Annotated in this window: 20 protein-coding genes; 2 read left to right on the top strand and 18 right to left on the bottom strand. The window is 39.5% G+C overall.

All coding sequences use genetic code 11. From position 1 onward, the window contains the following. Positions 1-18: 18 nt before the first annotated feature. From WC955_03010 to WC955_02960, 11 genes are all read right to left on the bottom strand, one after another. Positions 19-1,275: a competence/damage-inducible protein A gene (locus tag WC955_03010; GenBank protein MFA5858017.1), complete on the bottom strand. Its 1,257-nt coding sequence runs from the start codon at positions 1,273-1,275 to the stop codon at positions 19-21. A gap of 4 nt (positions 1,276-1,279) precedes the next feature. Further along, complete coding sequence (locus WC955_03005) at positions 1,280-1,585, bottom strand: DUF3467 domain-containing protein (protein MFA5858016.1); 306 nt, start codon at positions 1,583-1,585, stop codon at positions 1,280-1,282. Between the two features lie 48 nt (positions 1,586-1,633). Continuing rightward, complete coding sequence (gene thrC / locus WC955_03000; GenBank protein MFA5858015.1) at positions 1,634-2,764, bottom strand: threonine synthase; 1,131 nt, start codon at positions 2,762-2,764, stop codon at positions 1,634-1,636. A 39-nt stretch (positions 2,765-2,803) separates the two neighbouring features. After that, on the bottom strand, positions 2,804-5,056 hold the full coding sequence (locus WC955_02995; protein MFA5858014.1) for a heparinase II/III family protein: 2,253 nt from the start codon (positions 5,054-5,056) through the stop codon (positions 2,804-2,806). 50 nt (positions 5,057-5,106) lie between these two features. After that, on the bottom strand, positions 5,107-6,342 hold the full coding sequence (locus WC955_02990; GenBank protein MFA5858013.1) for a HAMP domain-containing sensor histidine kinase: 1,236 nt from the start codon (positions 6,340-6,342) through the stop codon (positions 5,107-5,109). Positions 6,343-6,355: 13 nt separating this feature from the next. Next, complete coding sequence (locus WC955_02985; GenBank protein MFA5858012.1) at positions 6,356-7,648, bottom strand: homoserine dehydrogenase; 1,293 nt, start codon at positions 7,646-7,648, stop codon at positions 6,356-6,358. Between the two features lie 16 nt (positions 7,649-7,664). Continuing rightward, positions 7,665-8,453 (bottom strand): AAA family ATPase, encoded by a 789-nt coding sequence (locus tag WC955_02980; GenBank protein ID MFA5858011.1) that lies wholly within the window; start codon positions 8,451-8,453, stop codon positions 7,665-7,667. Between the two features lie 273 nt (positions 8,454-8,726). Next, positions 8,727-8,957: a DUF2188 domain-containing protein gene (locus WC955_02975; GenBank protein ID MFA5858010.1), complete on the bottom strand. Its 231-nt coding sequence runs from the start codon at positions 8,955-8,957 to the stop codon at positions 8,727-8,729. Positions 8,958-9,287: 330 nt separating this feature from the next. After that, positions 9,288-10,109 (bottom strand): hypothetical protein, encoded by an 822-nt coding sequence (locus tag WC955_02970; GenBank protein ID MFA5858009.1) that lies wholly within the window; start codon positions 10,107-10,109, stop codon positions 9,288-9,290. A 14-nt stretch (positions 10,110-10,123) separates the two neighbouring features. Beyond that, the gene (locus WC955_02965; GenBank protein ID MFA5858008.1) at positions 10,124-10,270 is read right to left on the bottom strand and encodes a DUF5679 domain-containing protein; all 147 of its coding nucleotides are present in this window, start codon (positions 10,268-10,270) and stop codon (positions 10,124-10,126) included. Positions 10,271-10,312: 42 nt separating this feature from the next. Continuing rightward, positions 10,313-11,245, bottom strand: a complete 933-nt coding sequence (locus tag WC955_02960; protein MFA5858007.1) for a hypothetical protein — start codon at positions 11,243-11,245, stop codon at positions 10,313-10,315. A 234-nt stretch (positions 11,246-11,479) separates the two neighbouring features. On the opposite strand from WC955_02960, the gene WC955_02955 reads away from it, so the two are divergent. Further along, the gene (locus WC955_02955; GenBank protein MFA5858006.1) at positions 11,480-12,163 is read left to right on the top strand and encodes a TIGR02391 family protein; all 684 of its coding nucleotides are present in this window, start codon (positions 11,480-11,482) and stop codon (positions 12,161-12,163) included. Between the two features lie 206 nt (positions 12,164-12,369). Here WC955_02955 and WC955_02950 read toward each other — a convergent pair whose 3' ends face one another. The 5 genes from WC955_02950 to WC955_02930 form a co-directional block, all read right to left on the bottom strand. Further along, positions 12,370-13,269, bottom strand: a complete 900-nt coding sequence (locus WC955_02950; protein MFA5858005.1) for a hypothetical protein — start codon at positions 13,267-13,269, stop codon at positions 12,370-12,372. 135 nt (positions 13,270-13,404) lie between these two features. Then, the gene (locus WC955_02945; protein ID MFA5858004.1) at positions 13,405-13,509 is read right to left on the bottom strand and encodes a DUF5679 domain-containing protein; all 105 of its coding nucleotides are present in this window, start codon (positions 13,507-13,509) and stop codon (positions 13,405-13,407) included. Positions 13,510-13,530: 21 nt separating this feature from the next. Further along, positions 13,531-13,851, bottom strand: a complete 321-nt coding sequence (locus tag WC955_02940; GenBank protein MFA5858003.1) for a hypothetical protein — start codon at positions 13,849-13,851, stop codon at positions 13,531-13,533. A gap of 187 nt (positions 13,852-14,038) precedes the next feature. After that, positions 14,039-14,479, bottom strand: coding sequence for a hypothetical protein (locus WC955_02935; protein MFA5858002.1), 441 nt, complete (start codon positions 14,477-14,479; stop codon positions 14,039-14,041). A 136-nt stretch (positions 14,480-14,615) separates the two neighbouring features. Beyond that, positions 14,616-14,966 (bottom strand): ORF6N domain-containing protein, encoded by a 351-nt coding sequence (locus WC955_02930; protein ID MFA5858001.1) that lies wholly within the window; start codon positions 14,964-14,966, stop codon positions 14,616-14,618. Positions 14,967-15,232: 266 nt separating this feature from the next. On the opposite strand from WC955_02930, the gene WC955_02925 reads away from it, so the two are divergent. Further along, positions 15,233-16,054 (top strand): MBL fold metallo-hydrolase, encoded by an 822-nt coding sequence (locus WC955_02925; GenBank protein ID MFA5858000.1) that lies wholly within the window; start codon positions 15,233-15,235, stop codon positions 16,052-16,054. Positions 16,055-16,065: 11 nt separating this feature from the next. Here the strand turns inward: WC955_02925 and WC955_02920 are convergent, their stop codons facing one another. Both WC955_02920 and WC955_02915 read right to left on the bottom strand, forming a co-directional pair. Beyond that, entirely contained in the window at positions 16,066-17,058 is a 993-nt protein-coding gene (locus tag WC955_02920; GenBank protein MFA5857999.1) for a glycosyltransferase family 2 protein, read from the bottom strand. Positions 17,059-17,064: 6 nt separating this feature from the next. Then, complete coding sequence (locus WC955_02915; protein ID MFA5857998.1) at positions 17,065-18,348, bottom strand: putative glycoside hydrolase; 1,284 nt, start codon at positions 18,346-18,348, stop codon at positions 17,065-17,067. Positions 18,349-18,373: the final 25 nt, after the last annotated feature.

Below are 18,373 nucleotides of genomic sequence, written 5' to 3'. Positions count from 1 at the left end.
TTCGTTTGTGAACAAATATCATAATAACCGTTGACGTAAAAGATTAAGCGCTGCCATTGCAAACCGTTCCCGCAGGTCGTTACGCACCCCAAAAAACTGGAATTTATCAACATACTCCTTATCATCAATAACCATACCGATATATACTAACCCCACAGGCTTTTCTTTTGTACCCCCGCCGGGCCCCGCAATTCCGGTAGTTGCCACCGCGCAGGTAGTACCTATTTTTTGTTTCACCCCGCGTGCCATCTGTAACGCCACTTCTTCGGAGACCGCGCCGTGAGTATTAAGCGCATCATCTGTTACACCCAGTAACCCGGTCTTCACAGAATTATCGTATGCAATAATCCCGCCCTTAAAGTATATTGAACTCCCCGCTACGGAAGTAAGTTTAGAAGCTATCATCCCGGCAGTACACGATTCAGCAACAGCAACAGTTTTCTTGTGTTTTAGAAGCAAGTTCGCGGTGACAGACTCCAGGGTTTGCCCATCCTCTCCATACACCATACCCCCGATGACACCCAATAACTCTTTCCTAACTTTATTAACAAGATTATCTACCATCAACTCATTATCCCCGGCTACTGTATATTTAACATCGATTATCCCGCGATGCGCGAGAATACCAAATGTTAACATTTCACTCTCGAACTTGCGTTCCATATCAACTACCGGGCGTATCATTTCATCAATCACAGATTCCGCCTCACCAAAAATATGGAATACCACCGTTTTACGGGTCCCATGCCGGTACTTATCTTTTAGATACACCCCTGCGCTGGTGTTAAGCATTGAATTAAGTTCGGTAGGCGGGCCGGGGAGAAGGATTACTGCCTTTACTTTCCCTTGTGACTTAAACTCAACTGCCTGCCCAGGAGCAGTACCCGCGGGATTAATTAATACCGTCCCCCCGTCGATAACATACGCCTGGCGTTCATTAATTTTTGGCATCTCGCGGTTACGTTTAGCAAATAAAGCTGCGATCATCTGCATAGCTTCACGGTTAAATATTAGCTTGCGGTTAAGCACTTTCGCAACAGCTTCACGTGTAAAATCATCAAAAGTAGGGCCTAATCCGCCGGTTAAGATCACGAGGTCGGACCGTGTAATAGCGTCCGTCAAAACGCTCACCATTTCGTCCATATCATCCCCAACGGTTGATACGCGTGACAACGCTAAACCTATGGTATGCAACTTTTCACCGATCAACCGAGCATCGGTGTTAACCTTTTCAACTAACAACTCACTGCCAACGCAGATAAGTTCGATCCTCATCTTATTACGCCATGCCCATAGGACGTGAAGGAACGTTCTGCGGCTCGTTTATCACACCAAACTTTGATTCATACTTATTAACATTTTCCTGTAACGCGCGGAGTAACCGTTTTGCATGTACAGGCGACGTTATTGCGCGGGCTCGTACTTTTGCTTGCGGCGCCTGAGGCTGGAGATACAAAAGGTCTATCACAAATTCGGCGTCAGTATGCGTTATCATTGCGAGGTTTACATACACACCCTGCGCAGTTTGTTCATCTAGTTGTATTTGTATCTCACCTTTTTTTTGTTCCGGTTGATTTTCTGCCATAAAAAATAATTCTCCTTCTCTTCAAATTAATTTCCTAAAAAATATTTATCACAACCCAATAGCCTTAATGATAGCATCAATATCAGGTTTCACAGGTTTTAAATCCACAGCAGTTGATTTTATTGCGCGTTCAGGATCCTTCAACCCATGACCTGTTAGGATACACACTGCTATAGGCACACTTTTCTTTTTCCCTCTTTGTTTTTCAGGTACTGCTTTAAAATACCCGTCCTTACTTTTCTTGATCAACCCTGCAACTGACGCTGCAGATGCCGGTTCACAAAACACGCCTTCGCTTCCCGCCAATAATTTATACGCTTCAACAATTTCGTCATCAGTAACAGCTTCAATTACCCCTCCGGACTCATCCCGGGCATCCACTGCCTGTTTCCACGATGCAGGATTACCGATCCGTATCGCTGTAGCCAGTGTTTCCGGTTTCTCTACGGGCTTACCTATAACTATCGGCGCGGAACCCGCTGCCTGGTACCCCATCATCTTAGGTAACTGTGTTATCGGTAACCCAAACAACTTTTGGTATTCCTTATACCCTTTCCAGTATGCTGTAATATTCCCGGCATTCCCTACGGGCATAAACTGGTAATCCGGGAATATATTTACACCTTCATCGATATAACTCGTTAAAAAATCTACAATTTCAAACGCACCGGTTTTTTGTCCTTCAATACGGTATGGGTTAAGTGAATTAACCAAGGTTAAAGGATACTTCTTCACAATCTCGCGTACCATTGTAAGAGCGACATCAAAATTCCCATCCACCGGCACAACCACCGCCCCGTGCATTAAAGCTTGGGACAGTTTCCCCAGAGCAATCGCACCCGAGGGTATCAATACTGCGCATTTAAGCCCAGCCACAGCGGAATACGCTGCTGCGGATGCCGATGTATTCCCTGTTGATGCACAGATAACAGCTTTACTCCCTTCCTCCACAGCTTTTGAGATTGCAAGTGTCATCCCGCGGTCCTTAAACGATCCTGTAGGATTAAACCCTTCGCATTTAAGAAATACGCGTACTGCATTGTTAAACAATTTTTTTGATATATTCTTAGCTTCAATCAACGCTGTATTACCTTCGTACAGGGTCACTACCGGCGTGTTATCATCCACGGGTAAATACTTGCGGTAACGGTTAATAATCCCGAGATACGCGTTCTTCATTTTAGTTAACTCTCCTTATAAAAAAATATTTATTACCATTTATTCATTATATATACCAGAAAAACTATGTTCCCCGGATGGCAGGGATAATGTTAATATCCCGCTGCGTTTATCATACATTTTAATTAAGTCAATTTTATCATTACCAACCCGGAATTCTTTAAGGTTTGGGAGAAACACCTGTACCCCGGTATTCTCCGGAAGGCTAAACCCGCCCTCCACCCCTCGGGGTGTATTATTCAGAGATATCGAACACCGCGGGACTGTAAATATAACCATCACAATTTTTTCAAATATCAGTTTCTTACCGTTGACCATCACGCATTTAGTTAGATTTCCATTTTTGTCCAGTTGAACATACGCATTATTCCCATCACACATAATACTCTCTTGTGTAACAACCTCACCCGCAGGCTTAAAGTTAAGCAGTACATAATCCTTATTCTCACCGGACTTAAGCTCAAAAGCTGCGTACTCCTCGGTTGTAACGCATTTCTCTAGCACAACTTTTACAATCTCCGTAGAACCTATAATATACGGAACCATCAACGTAACAAAAACAAGTTCTTCGGTATTTTGTTTATTACTTACTACCATATACTCGCCATAGCGTTCCGCACCGGGGAATACAGTTGTTTCCAGGTTAACACCTTTGGGTTCAAGAATTTTTATATCCACACCCGCAACTTTTTTGTTGATACTAAACCCATCACCCCGGGTTTTCAGGACAGCATCCTTATCTTTATGGAATAAACATTCAAACTTTGACGGTTCCTGTGCCTGCAACTGGTCTACAATGAGGAAGTAATTACCTGTCCTCACGTGTATAATACTACGCAAATACTTTGTCAATATATCTTCGCTATACGCCCCTGCAGCATCGCCTTGAGTATACGCATAAAACGGCGAATCGAAAAATTCGGTAACCTTACCCCTACCTTTAAACTTTTGCCCTACACTATTCACCTGCACAGAATTATGTCCTACGGACTGTATGGTATACACCTGCGGCGGATACTCCGGAGTAGTCCATCCTTTTGATGAATCACGGTATCCCGGATCGGTTAGCAACCAATCCCCTGCAACGTTAAGGATAAAACTATTCGTATCAAAATGACTGTGGTCCAACCGCGAGTCACCACTGATAAACACAAGCCATGACCCATTATCTGTCCAGTCCGACTTCATTGACACCCACCCGATGTTATTAAACTTCCTTGCTAACGATAAATTACCTTCCGGTGTAGTAACCAAACGGTTGGAATGATAAAACTTATCCGGCACACCGCGTGATGCATTGATGTACACATCCTTTTTATCCAGCCCGGTTTTTTTGAGGTACCATCCAGCATACCCGTTGTTGTTAAGGTACTGGTAAATAATTTTCATGGTAATCCCAAAATACACATTATCCCGGGCAGCATCCCCGAAGTTAGACATTGATTTTCCATCCGGGCTTAGGAAGTATAACGGCAATACGGGCAGGATTTCAGATACGTACTTATGTTGAAATAACGTATCGTCATTCACAACATTTTTCAATGCTGCTGCTAAATGTAACAGGTTCTGTATCACGTAGTCAGTATAGGTCAACCCTTCAAAGTTAGATGAAGACATACACTGATCAAGGAACCACAACGCATACTCTTTCGCCATTGCGATATACTTCACCGCATTTGGATCCTCACCCACAAGCGCAAGCCCGCCGATACCTAACGCTACATACTGGAATGCAGTGATGTTATGATACACCTTCTGTAATCCGCGGGTATACAAAGGTTCACAGCCAAGCTTTGCTATTGCCGTGCGGATACGCACGCGTTCATCTTCAGCAAGATAGGCATACAGAATATCATATGCGAACGTTGATGCCATAATAAAATGGCAGTTGGACAAACTCGGAACCCCGGCATACTCGTTCCATGACGACCATGAACATAACGCCAATAACTGTTCTTTAGTTTTATCCGCAAACTTTGTATCACCAGTTAGGTAGTAACTGAATGCCAGGTTTTGAATATTAGACAATATTTCACCCGACATTGCGGTCCAGTAAGGATACTGCCCGGCATAACCCTCAAAAGGCGGTGTGGATATCCTTATTTCGGTAGGGACAAACGGGAATACTTCTTTCCGCGACATAAACGTTATCTGGAACGATGTTTTAGTGAGAAGCTCTTCTGCTAAAACAAACGATGACTGTTGAAACCTGCTGACATCATTCTTGCTAAAATACAATCTTGGATACACATTTTCCGCCAATACGTTAGTTAGTGAAGTAAAAACAAACATCCCTAAGATACCGCCTAAGAATACGGCGCGAATACTATTTTGTCTCAATACTAACCCCCCACAGAGGGTAATGTCAATATAACCTCCACACCCGTACCATCCCCCGCGTTTTTTATAGTTATACTCCCGCCATTATTCTTCATTATTCTATAACATATTGCAAGCCCGAGGCCGGTACCCTCACCCCTCTTTTTTGTTGTGAAGAACGGTTCAAATAACCTCTCCATACTTTCTTGAGGTATTACAGGGCCGGTATTATAAAACTTAACACTCACCCGGTGCCCATGTTGTGTAGTGGAAACAACAATTTTTTTGCCAGTACCGGCGGTATCAAAATTTTTAACTGCATGCCTTGCGTTATTGATAAGGTTCATCATCACCTGTTGTATCTGCCCGGTATCCACTACAATTTTTACGGGGGGAACAGTATAAACTTTTTCTACTTCAATATGTTCAAGTTTCAACTGATCCGCTGCCATATTAAACGCGGAATCAATGATTTCATCTATAGTAACTTCCTTTAGTTCCGGCCGTCCCTGATACATAAACTTTGAGATTGACAGTATCACAGCCTTAGCCTGTGCAGCGTCACGGGTAAGTTTCGAGAGGATAAACTCTTTTTCTTTAATATCCTTTGCGGAGGATAGTACGTCGGTAAATCCCACAATCCGTGTCAACGGCGTATTAAGTTCATGCATAATCCCGGCGACCATCTCGCCGACTAATGACATTTTATCGAGTTTTTCCATTTTCTCAACAATTTTCTCGCGTTCACGCTGTGCGTAAAACAAAAAGGATAGGGATACCACAAAAATGAATGGCACACGTATAAGTACACCCGGTGAGGAGATTAACTCAACATTCCCACGGCTTAACAACAATACGCCGTATACTACCGCCGCAATTAACGCCATAGGTATTGCGTACTTAACATCCTGCCCGCTGCCCGCCATAAAGATTATTATGAAATATATTAAGTAAAGATCAGTTGCGAACCCGTGTGTTAAATATATACTCAACGATACAAGAATAACGTCAACCACAAATATTGCGGTAGTAATAACCTTGCGGTTAACCATTTTCTCGTCTATCATCATCAACCCAAGGTTTGTAGCGATATATACAGATAACAACAAAATTAATGGAAGAATATTGGATTTATTCTTGATAACCGGTGAATAAAACATCATCACCGCAATAACCGCTATGATAAGCCAGCGTAGTATTACCAGCACTTTCCGTGATGCAGCACCTGCGGATAAGTGGGAATTCAACAAGTTTGGCATCGGTAATTAAACATCAATCTTCAATACGGTACACTACAGTTTTTGACCGTACAATAGGAAGGTTGTCAATACACGCCATGGCTTTACGGATATTACCCTCTTTAGTTTTATGCGTGGTAACAAATATCGGTACCGTAGAACCAATCGCGCGCTGGAAACATGACGCTATTGACACATTATTCTCACCTAACGCACCTGATATTTTTGCAAGTACACCCGGCCGGTCAACAGTGGTAAACCTAAGAAAATATTCGCCTTCACTATCTTCAATCGGCAAGAAATTAAGTTTTCGTTCGTTATACATCACATACGGCATTTTTTCAGCGGTTTCATGCACAACATTCCGTGCGAGGTATATTATATCGGACAACACACCGCTGGCTGCGGCATCACCGCCTGCGCCACGGCCGTAAAACATTACATCCCCCGCAGCATCGCCTTTTATGAGTATACCGTTATACTCATTCTCAATCCGTGACATCATATGAGTTTCCTGTATAAAAGTCGGGCGGACCCATGATTCAAGTTTACCATTCGCGAATTTTGTCACCCCGAGAAGTTTTAAGGTTAACCCGAACTCTTCCTTCGCGAATTTAAGGTCAATAACATCAATACCGGTAATACCTTCGCAATAAATCTTATCCGGCGGTACCCAGTTATCATAAGCAAGTGAGGATAGGATTGACAGTTTTTGTTTAGTATCATGCCCTTCAATATCCAGTGTGGGATCAGCTTCTGCAAACCCGGCCTTCTGAGCTTCTTTCAACGCGGAAGCAAAACTTTTTCCGTCCCGCGACATCGCGGAAAGAATATAATTCGTTGTACCATTAAGTATCCCGGTGATTGACTCTATACGGTTAGCTGCGAGCCCTTCATTCAACGCCTGGATCACAGGTACACCCGCTGCAACGCTTGCTTCAAAATAAATCAATGCTTTATACTTTTTTGCGGTAGAAAATATTTCATTCCAGTACGTTGCAATCAACGCTTTATTCGCGGTTGCCACCTGTTTCCCCGCACGCAGGGATTCCATAACAACATCTTTTGCAATGGTATACCCCCCAACAAGTTCTACTACCAAACTTATCTCCGGGTCAGACACTATTTTTTTATAATCATCCGTAAGTATCGCATCCTTCGCGTACTTCTTAATATCTTCCAACTCGTTCACGCGTTTATCACACACAGTTTTTACTACAATCTTATCCCCAACCCGATCCTCAATCAACCCAGGGTTGGTATGCAATATTTTTAGGACAGACATTCCAACAGTCCCGCATCCAACCAACCCAATTTTTACTGGCATAAAAAAATTTATCCTTTCACAAACCTAACGACAACTGTTCTTCTTCCATAGGCACACCCAAAACTTCCCGGGTTAAGTTCTCATACGCCTTACCCCCGCGGGAAGACGGGTCATACTCAAGAATAGTTTTCCCGTAACTCGGCGCTTCCGCCAACCTTACGTTTCTCGGTATTATTGTGGTATATACTTTCGCTTCAAAATACTTTTTCACTTCTTCCCGTACCTGGTTATAGAGATTTGACCTCCCGTCGTACATCGTTAATGCCACACCCTCAACCTCAAGTTTTGGGTTAAGATGCCCTTTTATCAGTTCAATTGTCTGTAACAACTGCGCTAGCCCTTCCAACGCATAAAATTCGCATTGTATGGGTATCAAAATACTATCCGCTGCGGTAAGCGCGTTCAATGTCAATAATCCTAATGACGGCGGGCAGTCGATAATAACGTAATCGTACAATTTTGTTACTGCCTCAATTTTTTTTCGTAACCTTGTCTCCCGGGCAATAACGTTCACCAGTTCAATCTCCGCACCGGTAAGGTCAATATTCGCGGGAAGAACGTCTAACCAATCATGCGCAGTAGGCTTCACCGCATCTTTTATCTCCGTACTTTCGAGGAGTACATCATAAACACTTGCCTTAAGATTAACTTTATCCATACCAACCCCGGAACTAGCATTCCCCTGCGGGTCAATATCTATCAATAACACTTGTCTCCCGAAGTATGACATATACGCTGCTATATTAACAGCAGTTGTGGTTTTCCCCACCCCGCCTTTTTGGTTGGCAACCGCAATGACTTTCATTTAATTGATTTTTTTTATACGTCCTTTTCTATAAGTAATATACTCTTTAATACTAGTATTATAACTTATCAACTACTGTTTTATCAACTTATGTTCCTAATGTGCAATTCAGCATACTACTTTGACCCACCTATATCATCCAATATTGACTCGGCGTGTATTTAAACTATCCAATGCTATAATTATATATACCCATGGTCATAATTCAATGCAAAAGACGGGTCAATTTTGGATGCAAACTCACATAGAGAAGCCCATAGCTGATTATAAAATTCACCCTTTCGGCGGATAAGGGTCTTTACCGTAAGTGTGTTCGGTCTGTATTTTCCCGTCAACTCCTTTGATAACCACCTGGCCCAAAGGTGCGTTCTTGGCAATTTCTTTTGCCCTTCCAACGGCATCGCTTTTGTTTTCAAAATTACCAGCTGCTTTTTCCGCTCCCCTGCTTTTTACATCCCAACTGCCACCCTTTGCAGGATTGACATAAACAACTTTTCTCGACATACCTATTACCTCCTTAAAATACTCCTAAAAATACCCTTCACTTAATAAGACACTTGAAACTGGCAAATAGTTCAGTAAAACCTCCTTAAAAACAAAAAGGAAAAGATTTGCCACCTTTTCCCCCTCTTTTAATATTTAAGCTGTAAAATGTACTTATTTATTTAAATATTCAATACGTTAAAAGTCCTTTCATATGTATTAGACGCTTATTCTCCGAAAAAGTTCCAAGAAAAATACTTATTTCTTCCCGAGGATCCGGAACACCTTTGTTCCGCAGTCCGTTTTTCTTCATGCTATTTTGATCATTGACTGTAATTATATGGTTGTGTCTTAAACTAACTCAGAAACCGAAAAAGAAATATACCCCCTTAATCCAATTTTCCCTTTAAAGTAGTTAAGCAATATTAAATAATTAGTATCGTTTTTTTTAAAAAACCAACAATTAACATTTCCGGAACCATAATATTGTAGTGTATTGTTTAAAGGTTCATTCGCCAGAGGAGATTGATTTGGAGAGCCGTATTTCTTAGTTATATATGAACAAACTGTCTTGTATTTGCTTTTAAGCCACATATTGGACAGTATACCGTCACAGAATAATTGAATTCTAATATTTACTACTTGTTTGTAACTGTTTTGTGTTGTAGGTATTTTTGCAAGTAATCGTAATTGATTATTAAGAAATTCTTTCGAATCAACGGGTAATAAATCTAAACTAAATTCACCAAATGATCTTTGCCCTTCCTGGAATTTAAAGAAATATGTATCTTGCCCTAAAAACGGTAAAAACGGATTGATTAAATCAAAACAATGACTCGATATTCCAGCTTGATCTTTTATTGTTTTATTTCTTTCTTCAGTGATATCTTTTATTGTTGTTTGAAAATGAGATGTAAGCTCGTCAATATTATTAATTTGATAAATGTTTGTTATTGCATACTCAATAAGAGTTGAAAAATCTAAGTAATCACTAGAATTCCTTTTAGTTATCCTTGTACTATCTTTAATATCGTCTAATTTCCTACGCTTTGCTTCATCTAAATAAATTAAAAACGCATCTTTCTCATAATCCGCGGAATCATGTTTTATTATCTGTATTAATTCCTCATCGGATAGTTCTGCGGCTTTATTTCGAACTAATTGTTTATCCATTTATTCTTTTTTAACTATTTCTTCCCGAGGATCCGGAAGACTTTGGTTCCGCAGTCCGGGCATACGCCTTTCATCGCTTTCATACCGTTGTTCATCACGACTTCCGCTCCATCCTTAATTTCAACTTCTTTCTTACATTTCATACATCTGCCTTTGGACATTGGGGGTCTCCTTCTCAATATTATCCTAAACAATTATTATATTTATTGGTCTGTAACAATCACTTTTTTGCTTCGATTTTGATTATAAATATAATATATCCAACTTAGTACCATAGACATAACATTGGTAAGGAGGCTTGATAACAAGAGTACAACAGCAAGTGCCGTGGGACCATCAGAGCTACTTGGGGTTAGATTAATAACAATGTAACCTAAAATAGATATAAGAAAAAAGAAATACATTGTGTAGGAAATTGGAATAATGATTTTCTTTGGGTATTTAAGTAGGTTTAAGAGCATAATCAGAAGAACCGGATTTAGAATTCCTTTGATCACAGAAGCAACATGTTGAGCTTTTAATTTCAAAATTACTTCTTCAAACCACACGAGCAAATAGTTTATTATGAGTAATAATAAACTAAAGAATACTATTTGCAGATAAAACAATATTCGATTTTGTTCTAAACTGGTTAGTTTATCTAAAATTGCTTTTTTTACATCAGTACAGGTTGTATTTAGATAATCAACGCAGTTGCTAACTTCACCATAATTAAAATGTATATAATCACACTGGTCTGTAGGAACTGGCACAAATAGGTTGTTTATATGGTTATTATTCCAGTCTTCAAGCGTGTTATTCAGTCTATTAATATCTTTTTCTAATTGCTCGCCACAGTATTGTATTATTAGAGGACGGTCAATTTGGGAAAAGAAAGCTGTATCAAATTTTTTATAAGTAAAATTCACAGTAACATCTTGATTATTTGTAGGGGGTTTGAATGTTTTCAATTGGGCTTGTAACCAACAAATTTCTATAATTGCCTGTTCTATCCCTGATTTTACAAGTTTTAGTTGACTTATTGCTTGTGATTTTTTATTCAAAAAGGTATTTTTCCGTGCAAGAAAGTAGGTAATCACAGCTCCTATAACAGCGCCTACAACACCACTTAATGTAACAGTCAATAAACTACACAATAGATAATCTCCTCTAAAACTTTTGTACAAACTCCCGGCACGCGTACCTGGGGCTTATGTTATAGATTATACCACTTATTTCTTATGGAACGAACTGAAAAAGGTGCAGGTGGTGTACGGACGGAAAGGGTTTGTCTTGTTTTGTAGGGTTTTCGGGGGGATTTGCCTGATATTCAAAATACTTTATGATATAATTGTATTTTAGAAAGTAATAGTAACCGAAAGGACCTGCTTATGAATTTTATAGAATTGAAAAAATGTTATGGTAGATTAAAAGGAATAAAAGAGCTTTGTTTTACCCAAGAATTTATAAGAATTGAGGTGGTTGATGATTATAATAATACCGTGAACAAACTTGCCGAAATACTTGAAGAAGATTTAGCATCCTATAAACTAAATAACGTATCGGCCCTTCATAGTGATCCACTTGAAACGTTAAGCAACTATTTAACAAACAAACTTTTACAATTAATAAATTATTTAGAATATAGTTATGCTGTGAATGAACAGATAGTAGAAGTTGGTAGTATTTATAATTCAATTAAAGACGAAGAATTAAAATCCAGGTGTTCAGACATCCTATCCGCACCGGCAAATTTTGACCGAGTAATAAATCAGGCAACTCTTATACTAGAAGATAGAATTAGAAGCAAATCAAAGTTGGATAAATGTTTCGTTGGAGTAAATCTTATAAACAAAGCCCTACACACAGATTTATCAAAAACAATTATTATTGTTTCTAATAATCAAGACGAACACGCAGGAATATGTCATATTTGTCGAGGAATTATGATGTCTTATAGAAATCCAACACATCATTATATTACAGACCAATTTACAAGAGAAGATGCGTTGAAATTATGTGTATATATTGACACATTGCTTGATATTATAGAAAAGTCAAAAGTAAATAAATAATATTAAATTCACTGTGGCAAAGTATTTTGGAATACGGCTATCTTGTGTTATTCTGTCGGGTTTTTGGGGGATCGTCGCTAAAACGACCTCGTTATTTGCGCTATAATCGATTTGTTTCTACCAGGTAAGGGTTTTGTATCCCCTTGTTAGTGTGAAAATTTGCCTAATGTTGGGTAAGCCGAATAATTATTTCGGCCAAGCTTTATTTATAATGGTGTCCACCATTTATTAAATTCATTGATGAGTTTGCTACCATCCAACTGTTTTTTTACACCTATAGAATTTTCATTAGAAGTATCACTATTTAAACCTTCTAAAATTAATTCATAACCTCTTACATATTTATTATGGAAATTATTTTTCAAATCAGCATTTAAATAATCAAGAAAGCTATCATCAATTTTTTTACTCAAACTTATACCTTCATTAAGCTTAGCGCGTAATTGAACTTCTTGTTCTTTGGGCATATCAAAAGGTCTACAAGAATTATCGGGTGGCTTGGTTAAATCCATTGCGTCGTTAAAAAGTTGCTTTACCTGTGCAAAAGTTATCCTATCATCTACAAACTGCTCTGGCAAATTAGAAGTAGTGTTTGTTTTATTGCTGGCATTTTTAGCACCAACATACCCGTGCAATCCAAACACCTTCAATGCCCAGCCATAGGGTGGTAAAATGAGCGAGGGGAAAAAAGCGAAGGCCAAAAAGGCTATAATAGCAATAAACGAATAGAGTATTGTTCCTTTTTCAATTCCATGTGACTCTTTAGGAGACTTACTGCTCTGCTCCTCCTTATAAGCCAGCCAACTAATCAATGAGATGCACCACATAAATCCTGTAATCCAATACAACCAATCCCATGTTACTTCGGGTTTTTGAGTAAATTTGAACGTCATTGCGACACAAAAAGCTGACCAGAAGCACCAAAAGTAAATCTGATAAGCACCTGCAATACCCAAAAGAGGAAGCGTGACTATCTTTGGCGGATTCTCTGATTTCGCAAACAGTGCCATTGGTGCTATGCATGCCATAACACCAATGGATAAGATAAATAAAGCTAGTAAACCGGCAAATAAAAGAATGACATTGAAAATGATGAAATTAATCATTCTGTCCTCTCATGACTAACATGTATTATTCGAAATCCTTCATTTATCCTCTAAATAAAATTTTCACTAATATTCTTGCTTTTCATTAAATTATATAAAAATATATCTCATTGGTTCGAAAAAAATCAATAGTATTTATTTCTTCCCAATGATTCTAAAAACTTTTGTTCCGCAGTCCGGGCATACGCCTTTCAACGCTTTCATACCGTTTTTCATGACTACCTCTACGCCGTCTTTAATCTCTACTTCTTTTTCAAAATATTATTTATCAAATTCTGCACCACGTGTAGAGACAAGATATGCCAATTTGCAGTATGGTAATCGCACAATTACTTTATCTTCCAATTTTTTGCTTACTGCTGCTAATCCAATAGCCCTACCTAAAAGATTAATTGAGCCCGTTTCTCTTAAAAGAATCCCGTCTACCAAGGAAATAAATGGTATGTTTGTATCATATCGCCAATACCATATTGTTGCTCCATCGGGTATGGCTCCAATAGGCTGAACCACGAAAAAACCTGTAGTAAAATAAGTTGCAGAACATAGTATTAAAACAATCAATACTATACATAGTTTTTTCATAATGTCCCCTTTATCATAATTCTACAAAAATAATTGCCACCCTAAACAGTCCTCTTCTCGAATGAAAACTATAATAAATACCATTTTTATTATTATTATTTATAAAATAGGCTTTTTATTCGTATTCAAGAGAAACTGACAACATAAGTATTTTAGAACGCTTGTATTTGCTCACGGGAATATTATACTACTTTTTATACACTGCAACCAAACCAGTAATTGCTCCAAGTAATCCTATTATTGTTCCCACGATAAAAGCTACCCACTGAAAAATTATTTCCTTACTTTCCTTTTGTTCTTTTCTAATCGAATCACGTAAATATGTTATACCCTTATTTGTTAAATAATAGCGCCCCTGCTGACCATCTTGTTCCCACATTTCGTTTTCTTTCCAATCTGGAATAGGTAAAGATAGTTTACTCGCAAGATCTCTAAGATATCGGGTTTTTAGAAGAGCAATATCTTCTTGTAAACAATTATCTTCATAACCTAAGTCAGCCAATTTGTTCTGGTATTCATTGGTATCATTATTTGGATTTTTATTGGATAATTCATTAAATGATCGATTAAGTTTATCTTTCTGCTTATTCAGCTTAAATAATAAATATCTATAAGTAAAATAGTTCATAAGCACAAATCCCTTTCTTAGTATGTGAAATTGCATTGAATATTGACCCAACCTGTATTTGAACCAGCCGACGCTATAGTAATACATGCCCCTGGGTCAAATTCGATTCAAAACTGGGTCAATTTTGGATGTAAACTCACATCTTAATACTCACTTTAACCGCAGTATCACTGTTTAAAACAGCGGAAAGCATAGAAACACCTTGTTCAGTAAATGCAAACGGTAAATATTTCCTATGTTGACCACGCTTATTGTTTAAGGTCGCATTTTGCGACCTTAAACTTAAAGCTGCAAATTGTGGCCTCAAATTGTTGTATTCTTCTTCAGTAAGCTGAAACATAAACTCTTTTGGGAATCTATTAATATTCCTTTTTACTTGCTCATTTAACCGTTTAACATTAACGCCATAGAGCTTTGCTAAATCATCGTCAAACATTACTTGAACACCGCGGAGAGTAAAATTTCTAACCAAATTATTCGCATTCATCATCCTACCCCACATTTCGTAGATTCACTAATATCAGATAAGAATATTCTACTAAATGTTTACGGTAAGTCAAAACCAGGAATTGTTCACGACGGAATAAAAAGTGGAGGTAAGGGGAATCGAACCTTCAAAGGTGATTCATAGACACCCTCATTGTTTTCACTCAAACCTCCCCAATATTTTTATGATATAATATATTTTATAATTGTTTTATCAATTTAAACGTACATTTTTGTGTGACATGAAAGGAAGAGGGACACAACTTTATGCACCTAAAATTCTGGGGCGTCCGCGGGTCAATACCCACACCGGGAGCAGATACTGCGCGGTACGGCGGAAACACTACGTGTTTAAACTTACATATAAACGATGAACATCTAATAATTGATTCCGGTACAGGCATCCGTAAACTTGGCATCCTTCTCCAGAAACAGGAAGTCAAACATATCGTCCTGCTGATCACACACTCGCACTGGGATCATGTCCAGGGATTTCCCTTTTTTGCACCGGCATACGACCCTAATGTTGTAATAGATATTTATAGCTGCAAAGTTTCGCATAAACGGTTAAAAGATATTTTGACAAACCAGATGGAATTCCGGTACTTCCCGATCGACTTCCGTGACCTTAAAGCAAAAATTAATTTTATTGATGCTTGCCCGGAAACAATTGGCAGCGGGAAAGCATCAATGTCAGCGATCACGGCAACCCATCCCGGCGGATGCCAGGGGTTTAAGTTCGAACATAACGGCAAAAAACTTGTTTTCCTTACGGACAACGAACTTATCCCGGACAAATTACCAAAAAAGTATGACAATATTACCAGTTTTTGTAACGGCGTTGACGTCCTTATCCACGATTCAAACTTCACCACCGCTGAACTAAAAAATAAGCATGGCTGGGGGCACTCATCGTTTGAACAAGCATACCAGCTGGCAGTAGATGCTAAGGTAAAGAGTTTATATTTCTTCCACCATGACCCGGAACGCACTGACGCTGAACTCGATAAAATATTGGCGGGTTACCAGGCAAAAAAATCTGGGGTACTGTGTTACGCCGCAACTGAAGGCAATACAATCGAGTTATAATATTTTGCGGGTTACATCTTAACTTCAACAGTTTTCCCGAAGTCAAACTGAAGATTAGCATCATTATTTGAGATAATGGTGTCTATCATATACGAATTCTTATTCTCAGATGAATAATACATCCTCACTACAAGTTCCGCAAGCAGGCCGAACGCAATAAACTGTGTCCCGATTATCCCGAGAAACATCGCAAGCCATAATAACGGTTGTTTATAAGCGTATATGTTATACATAAACTTATTCACTAACACTACTGCCCCGCAGATACAACCTGATATACACAGGAATAACCCCCATCCGCCAAGGATATAGGATGGTTTTGACGAGTATCCAAGCATAAACTTTGTGGTTAACAGGTCAAGCAAAACTTTGAACGTACGGGTAAGGCCGTACTTTGACTTACCATACTCCCGGGAACGATGGTTGACCACTACTTCAGTAATCTTTGCGCCATACGCCGAGAGGTATGCTGGCAATAACCTGTGCATTTCGCCATAAATTTTTATATTAACCAAAAACTTTTTGCGGTAAGCTTTAAGGGTACACCCGAAATCGTGGAGTTTAACACCGGTAACCATACGGATAATAATATTAGCGATCACCGAGGGTAACTTACGCGTAAGAAACGGGTCATAACGTTTTTTCCTCCAGCCTGACACAAGATCATACCCGTACTCAAGTTTTTCAAGGAGTAACGGTATATCTCGAGGATCGTTCTGGAGGTCAGCGTCGAGTGTCACAACTATTTCATACTTAGCAAACCCAACCCCTGCAGAAAGCGCCGCTGACTGCCCGAAATTACGCGTGAACTTAATAACCTTAACCCGGTGATTCACTGCTGCAATTTTCTTTAGTGAATCATAACTGCTATCCGTAGACCCGTCATCGATATAAATAATTTCGTATTCCTGTTTTATAGAATTAAGAACATTAACAATTTCGTCGTTAAGCGTTACTACAGACTGTACTTCATTGTAAACCGGTACAACTACTGAAATAGCCATTACTTCTTATTTCGCTTTCTCTTCATCTAACACAGGCGGTATATCCGTACTCTTCATTACCTGCGCGGAAGACGGTTGTGTTACTACTTTTTTTGTTACCTTCCGCTTGAATTCCGGATACGCCAAACCCCGGGTGTTCAACATCTTACGGAATGTAGTACTGCTGCACTGTACAGGATCCGCGTTCTTTGCACAAAACGCTTCCTGTGTGTATTTACAGTTAGGATCCCAGAGAAGCCAGGACTTAACCCCTGCGTCGTAGGTTGCCTGTATCTGCGAACGTATCTCAAACGCGCCATACTTATAGCCCATCGAAAAATCCTGGAGGTACGGCCTCATTTTTTCTGTGGGTATTCTTGCAATCCCGTCGCTAACACTGCGGTATACAGTCTTATAGGGTTCAGCGTTAGGATACGGCAGCCCGTACTCGCCCTTAGCGTAGTGCGACGGATAACACATCGGGGATACATAATCCACTTCATTTGTCATTAGGACAATTTTTTGGCCGATACCCATGTCATGCTGGACACTCGGGGTAAGGCCAAAAACGTCGATTGACACTTTAGCCCCCAATGGAGCAAGCTGCTCCCGGGAATATTTAAGAAAGTTTACCAACGCATACGCTGATGAAGACGAGTTATGCTGAGCATAAGAATACCTGCAAAGTTTAGTAGGCCCATCTGACGGGAACCGAATATAATCCCACTGTATTTCATTAAACCCGAGCTCAACCGCGCGTTTTGCGATTTCAATATTATAATCCCACACAACTTTTTGGTACGGATCAGACCACGACACACCCCGGCGGTCAGTCCAAACCTCCCCAGCCGGAGTTTTTACCGCATACTTCGGGTTACTTTTGGAATAATACTTATCTTTGAACACCACAATCCTGGCGATAGTATAAACCCCTTTACTTCTTAGATACTTAAGATACTCCTGGATATCCGGTGCAGTTTCCTGATACGCCCCGATTTTATCAGCTGTTGCAACACCCGGAATATATACTTTACCCTCATGCTCTTTAATACCGATAACTATGGTGTTAATTTCTGTCCCTTCGATATACTTTTCAACTAAAGCCCGGGTTTTCTCAGTCCCCGCTGCCCATGCGGATAAATGTATTCCCCGTATCTCAGTTGGTAACGGCGGAAGCTGGGGCTCAACTTTTTTCGCGGTTACATTCTGTGTAACACCCTTAGAATCCTGCGAAGTTGATACCTGGCATCCAGCGAGCAATAACGCTGTAATTGCGGTAATAATAGCACCATTTTTTGTTAATAACGACATCTTAACTTCCTTCTTCCACATACTT

This window comes from Elusimicrobiota bacterium (assembly GCA_041658405.1).
Taxonomy (GTDB): Bacteria; Elusimicrobiota; UBA5214; order JBBAAG01; family JBBAAG01; genus JBBAAG01.
This window is presented reverse-complemented; position numbering and strand designations above follow the sequence as displayed.

Excerpts from the sequence above, each read along its gene's own strand:
- WC955_02950 (MFA5858005.1), bottom strand. The coding sequence starts at position 13,269 with ATGATTAATTTCATCATTTTCAATGTCATTCTTTTATTTGCCGGTTTA.
- thrC (MFA5858015.1), bottom strand. The coding sequence starts at position 2,764 with ATGAAGAACGCGTATCTCGGGATTATTAACCGTTACCGCAAGTATTTA.
- WC955_02920 (MFA5857999.1), bottom strand. The coding sequence starts at position 17,058 with ATGGCTATTTCAGTAGTTGTACCGGTTTACAATGAAGTACAGTCTGTA.
- WC955_02935 (MFA5858002.1), bottom strand. The coding sequence starts at position 14,479 with ATGAACTATTTTACTTATAGATATTTATTATTTAAGCTGAATAAGCAG.
- WC955_02970 (MFA5858009.1), bottom strand. The coding sequence starts at position 10,109 with ATGGATAAACAATTAGTTCGAAATAAAGCCGCAGAACTATCCGATGAG.
- WC955_03010 (MFA5858017.1), bottom strand. The coding sequence starts at position 1,275 with ATGAGGATCGAACTTATCTGCGTTGGCAGTGAGTTGTTAGTTGAAAAG.
- WC955_02915 (MFA5857998.1), bottom strand. The coding sequence starts at position 18,348 with ATGTCGTTATTAACAAAAAATGGTGCTATTATTACCGCAATTACAGCG.
- WC955_03005 (MFA5858016.1), bottom strand. The coding sequence starts at position 1,585 with ATGGCAGAAAATCAACCGGAACAAAAAAAAGGTGAGATACAAATACAA.
- WC955_02925 (MFA5858000.1), top strand. The coding sequence starts at position 15,233 with ATGCACCTAAAATTCTGGGGCGTCCGCGGGTCAATACCCACACCGGGA.
- WC955_02940 (MFA5858003.1), bottom strand. The coding sequence starts at position 13,851 with ATGAAAAAACTATGTATAGTATTGATTGTTTTAATACTATGTTCTGCA.
- WC955_02980 (MFA5858011.1), bottom strand. The coding sequence starts at position 8,453 with ATGAAAGTCATTGCGGTTGCCAACCAAAAAGGCGGGGTGGGGAAAACC.
- WC955_02990 (MFA5858013.1), bottom strand. The coding sequence starts at position 6,342 with ATGCCAAACTTGTTGAATTCCCACTTATCCGCAGGTGCTGCATCACGG.
- WC955_02965 (MFA5858008.1), bottom strand. The coding sequence starts at position 10,270 with ATGTCCAAAGGCAGATGTATGAAATGTAAGAAAGAAGTTGAAATTAAG.
- WC955_02955 (MFA5858006.1), top strand. The coding sequence starts at position 11,480 with ATGAATTTTATAGAATTGAAAAAATGTTATGGTAGATTAAAAGGAATA.
- WC955_02995 (MFA5858014.1), bottom strand. The coding sequence starts at position 5,056 with ATGTTTGTTTTTACTTCACTAACTAACGTATTGGCGGAAAATGTGTAT.
- WC955_02985 (MFA5858012.1), bottom strand. The coding sequence starts at position 7,648 with ATGCCAGTAAAAATTGGGTTGGTTGGATGCGGGACTGTTGGAATGTCT.
- WC955_02930 (MFA5858001.1), bottom strand. The coding sequence starts at position 14,966 with ATGAATGCGAATAATTTGGTTAGAAATTTTACTCTCCGCGGTGTTCAA.
- WC955_02975 (MFA5858010.1), bottom strand. The coding sequence starts at position 8,957 with ATGTCGAGAAAAGTTGTTTATGTCAATCCTGCAAAGGGTGGCAGTTGG.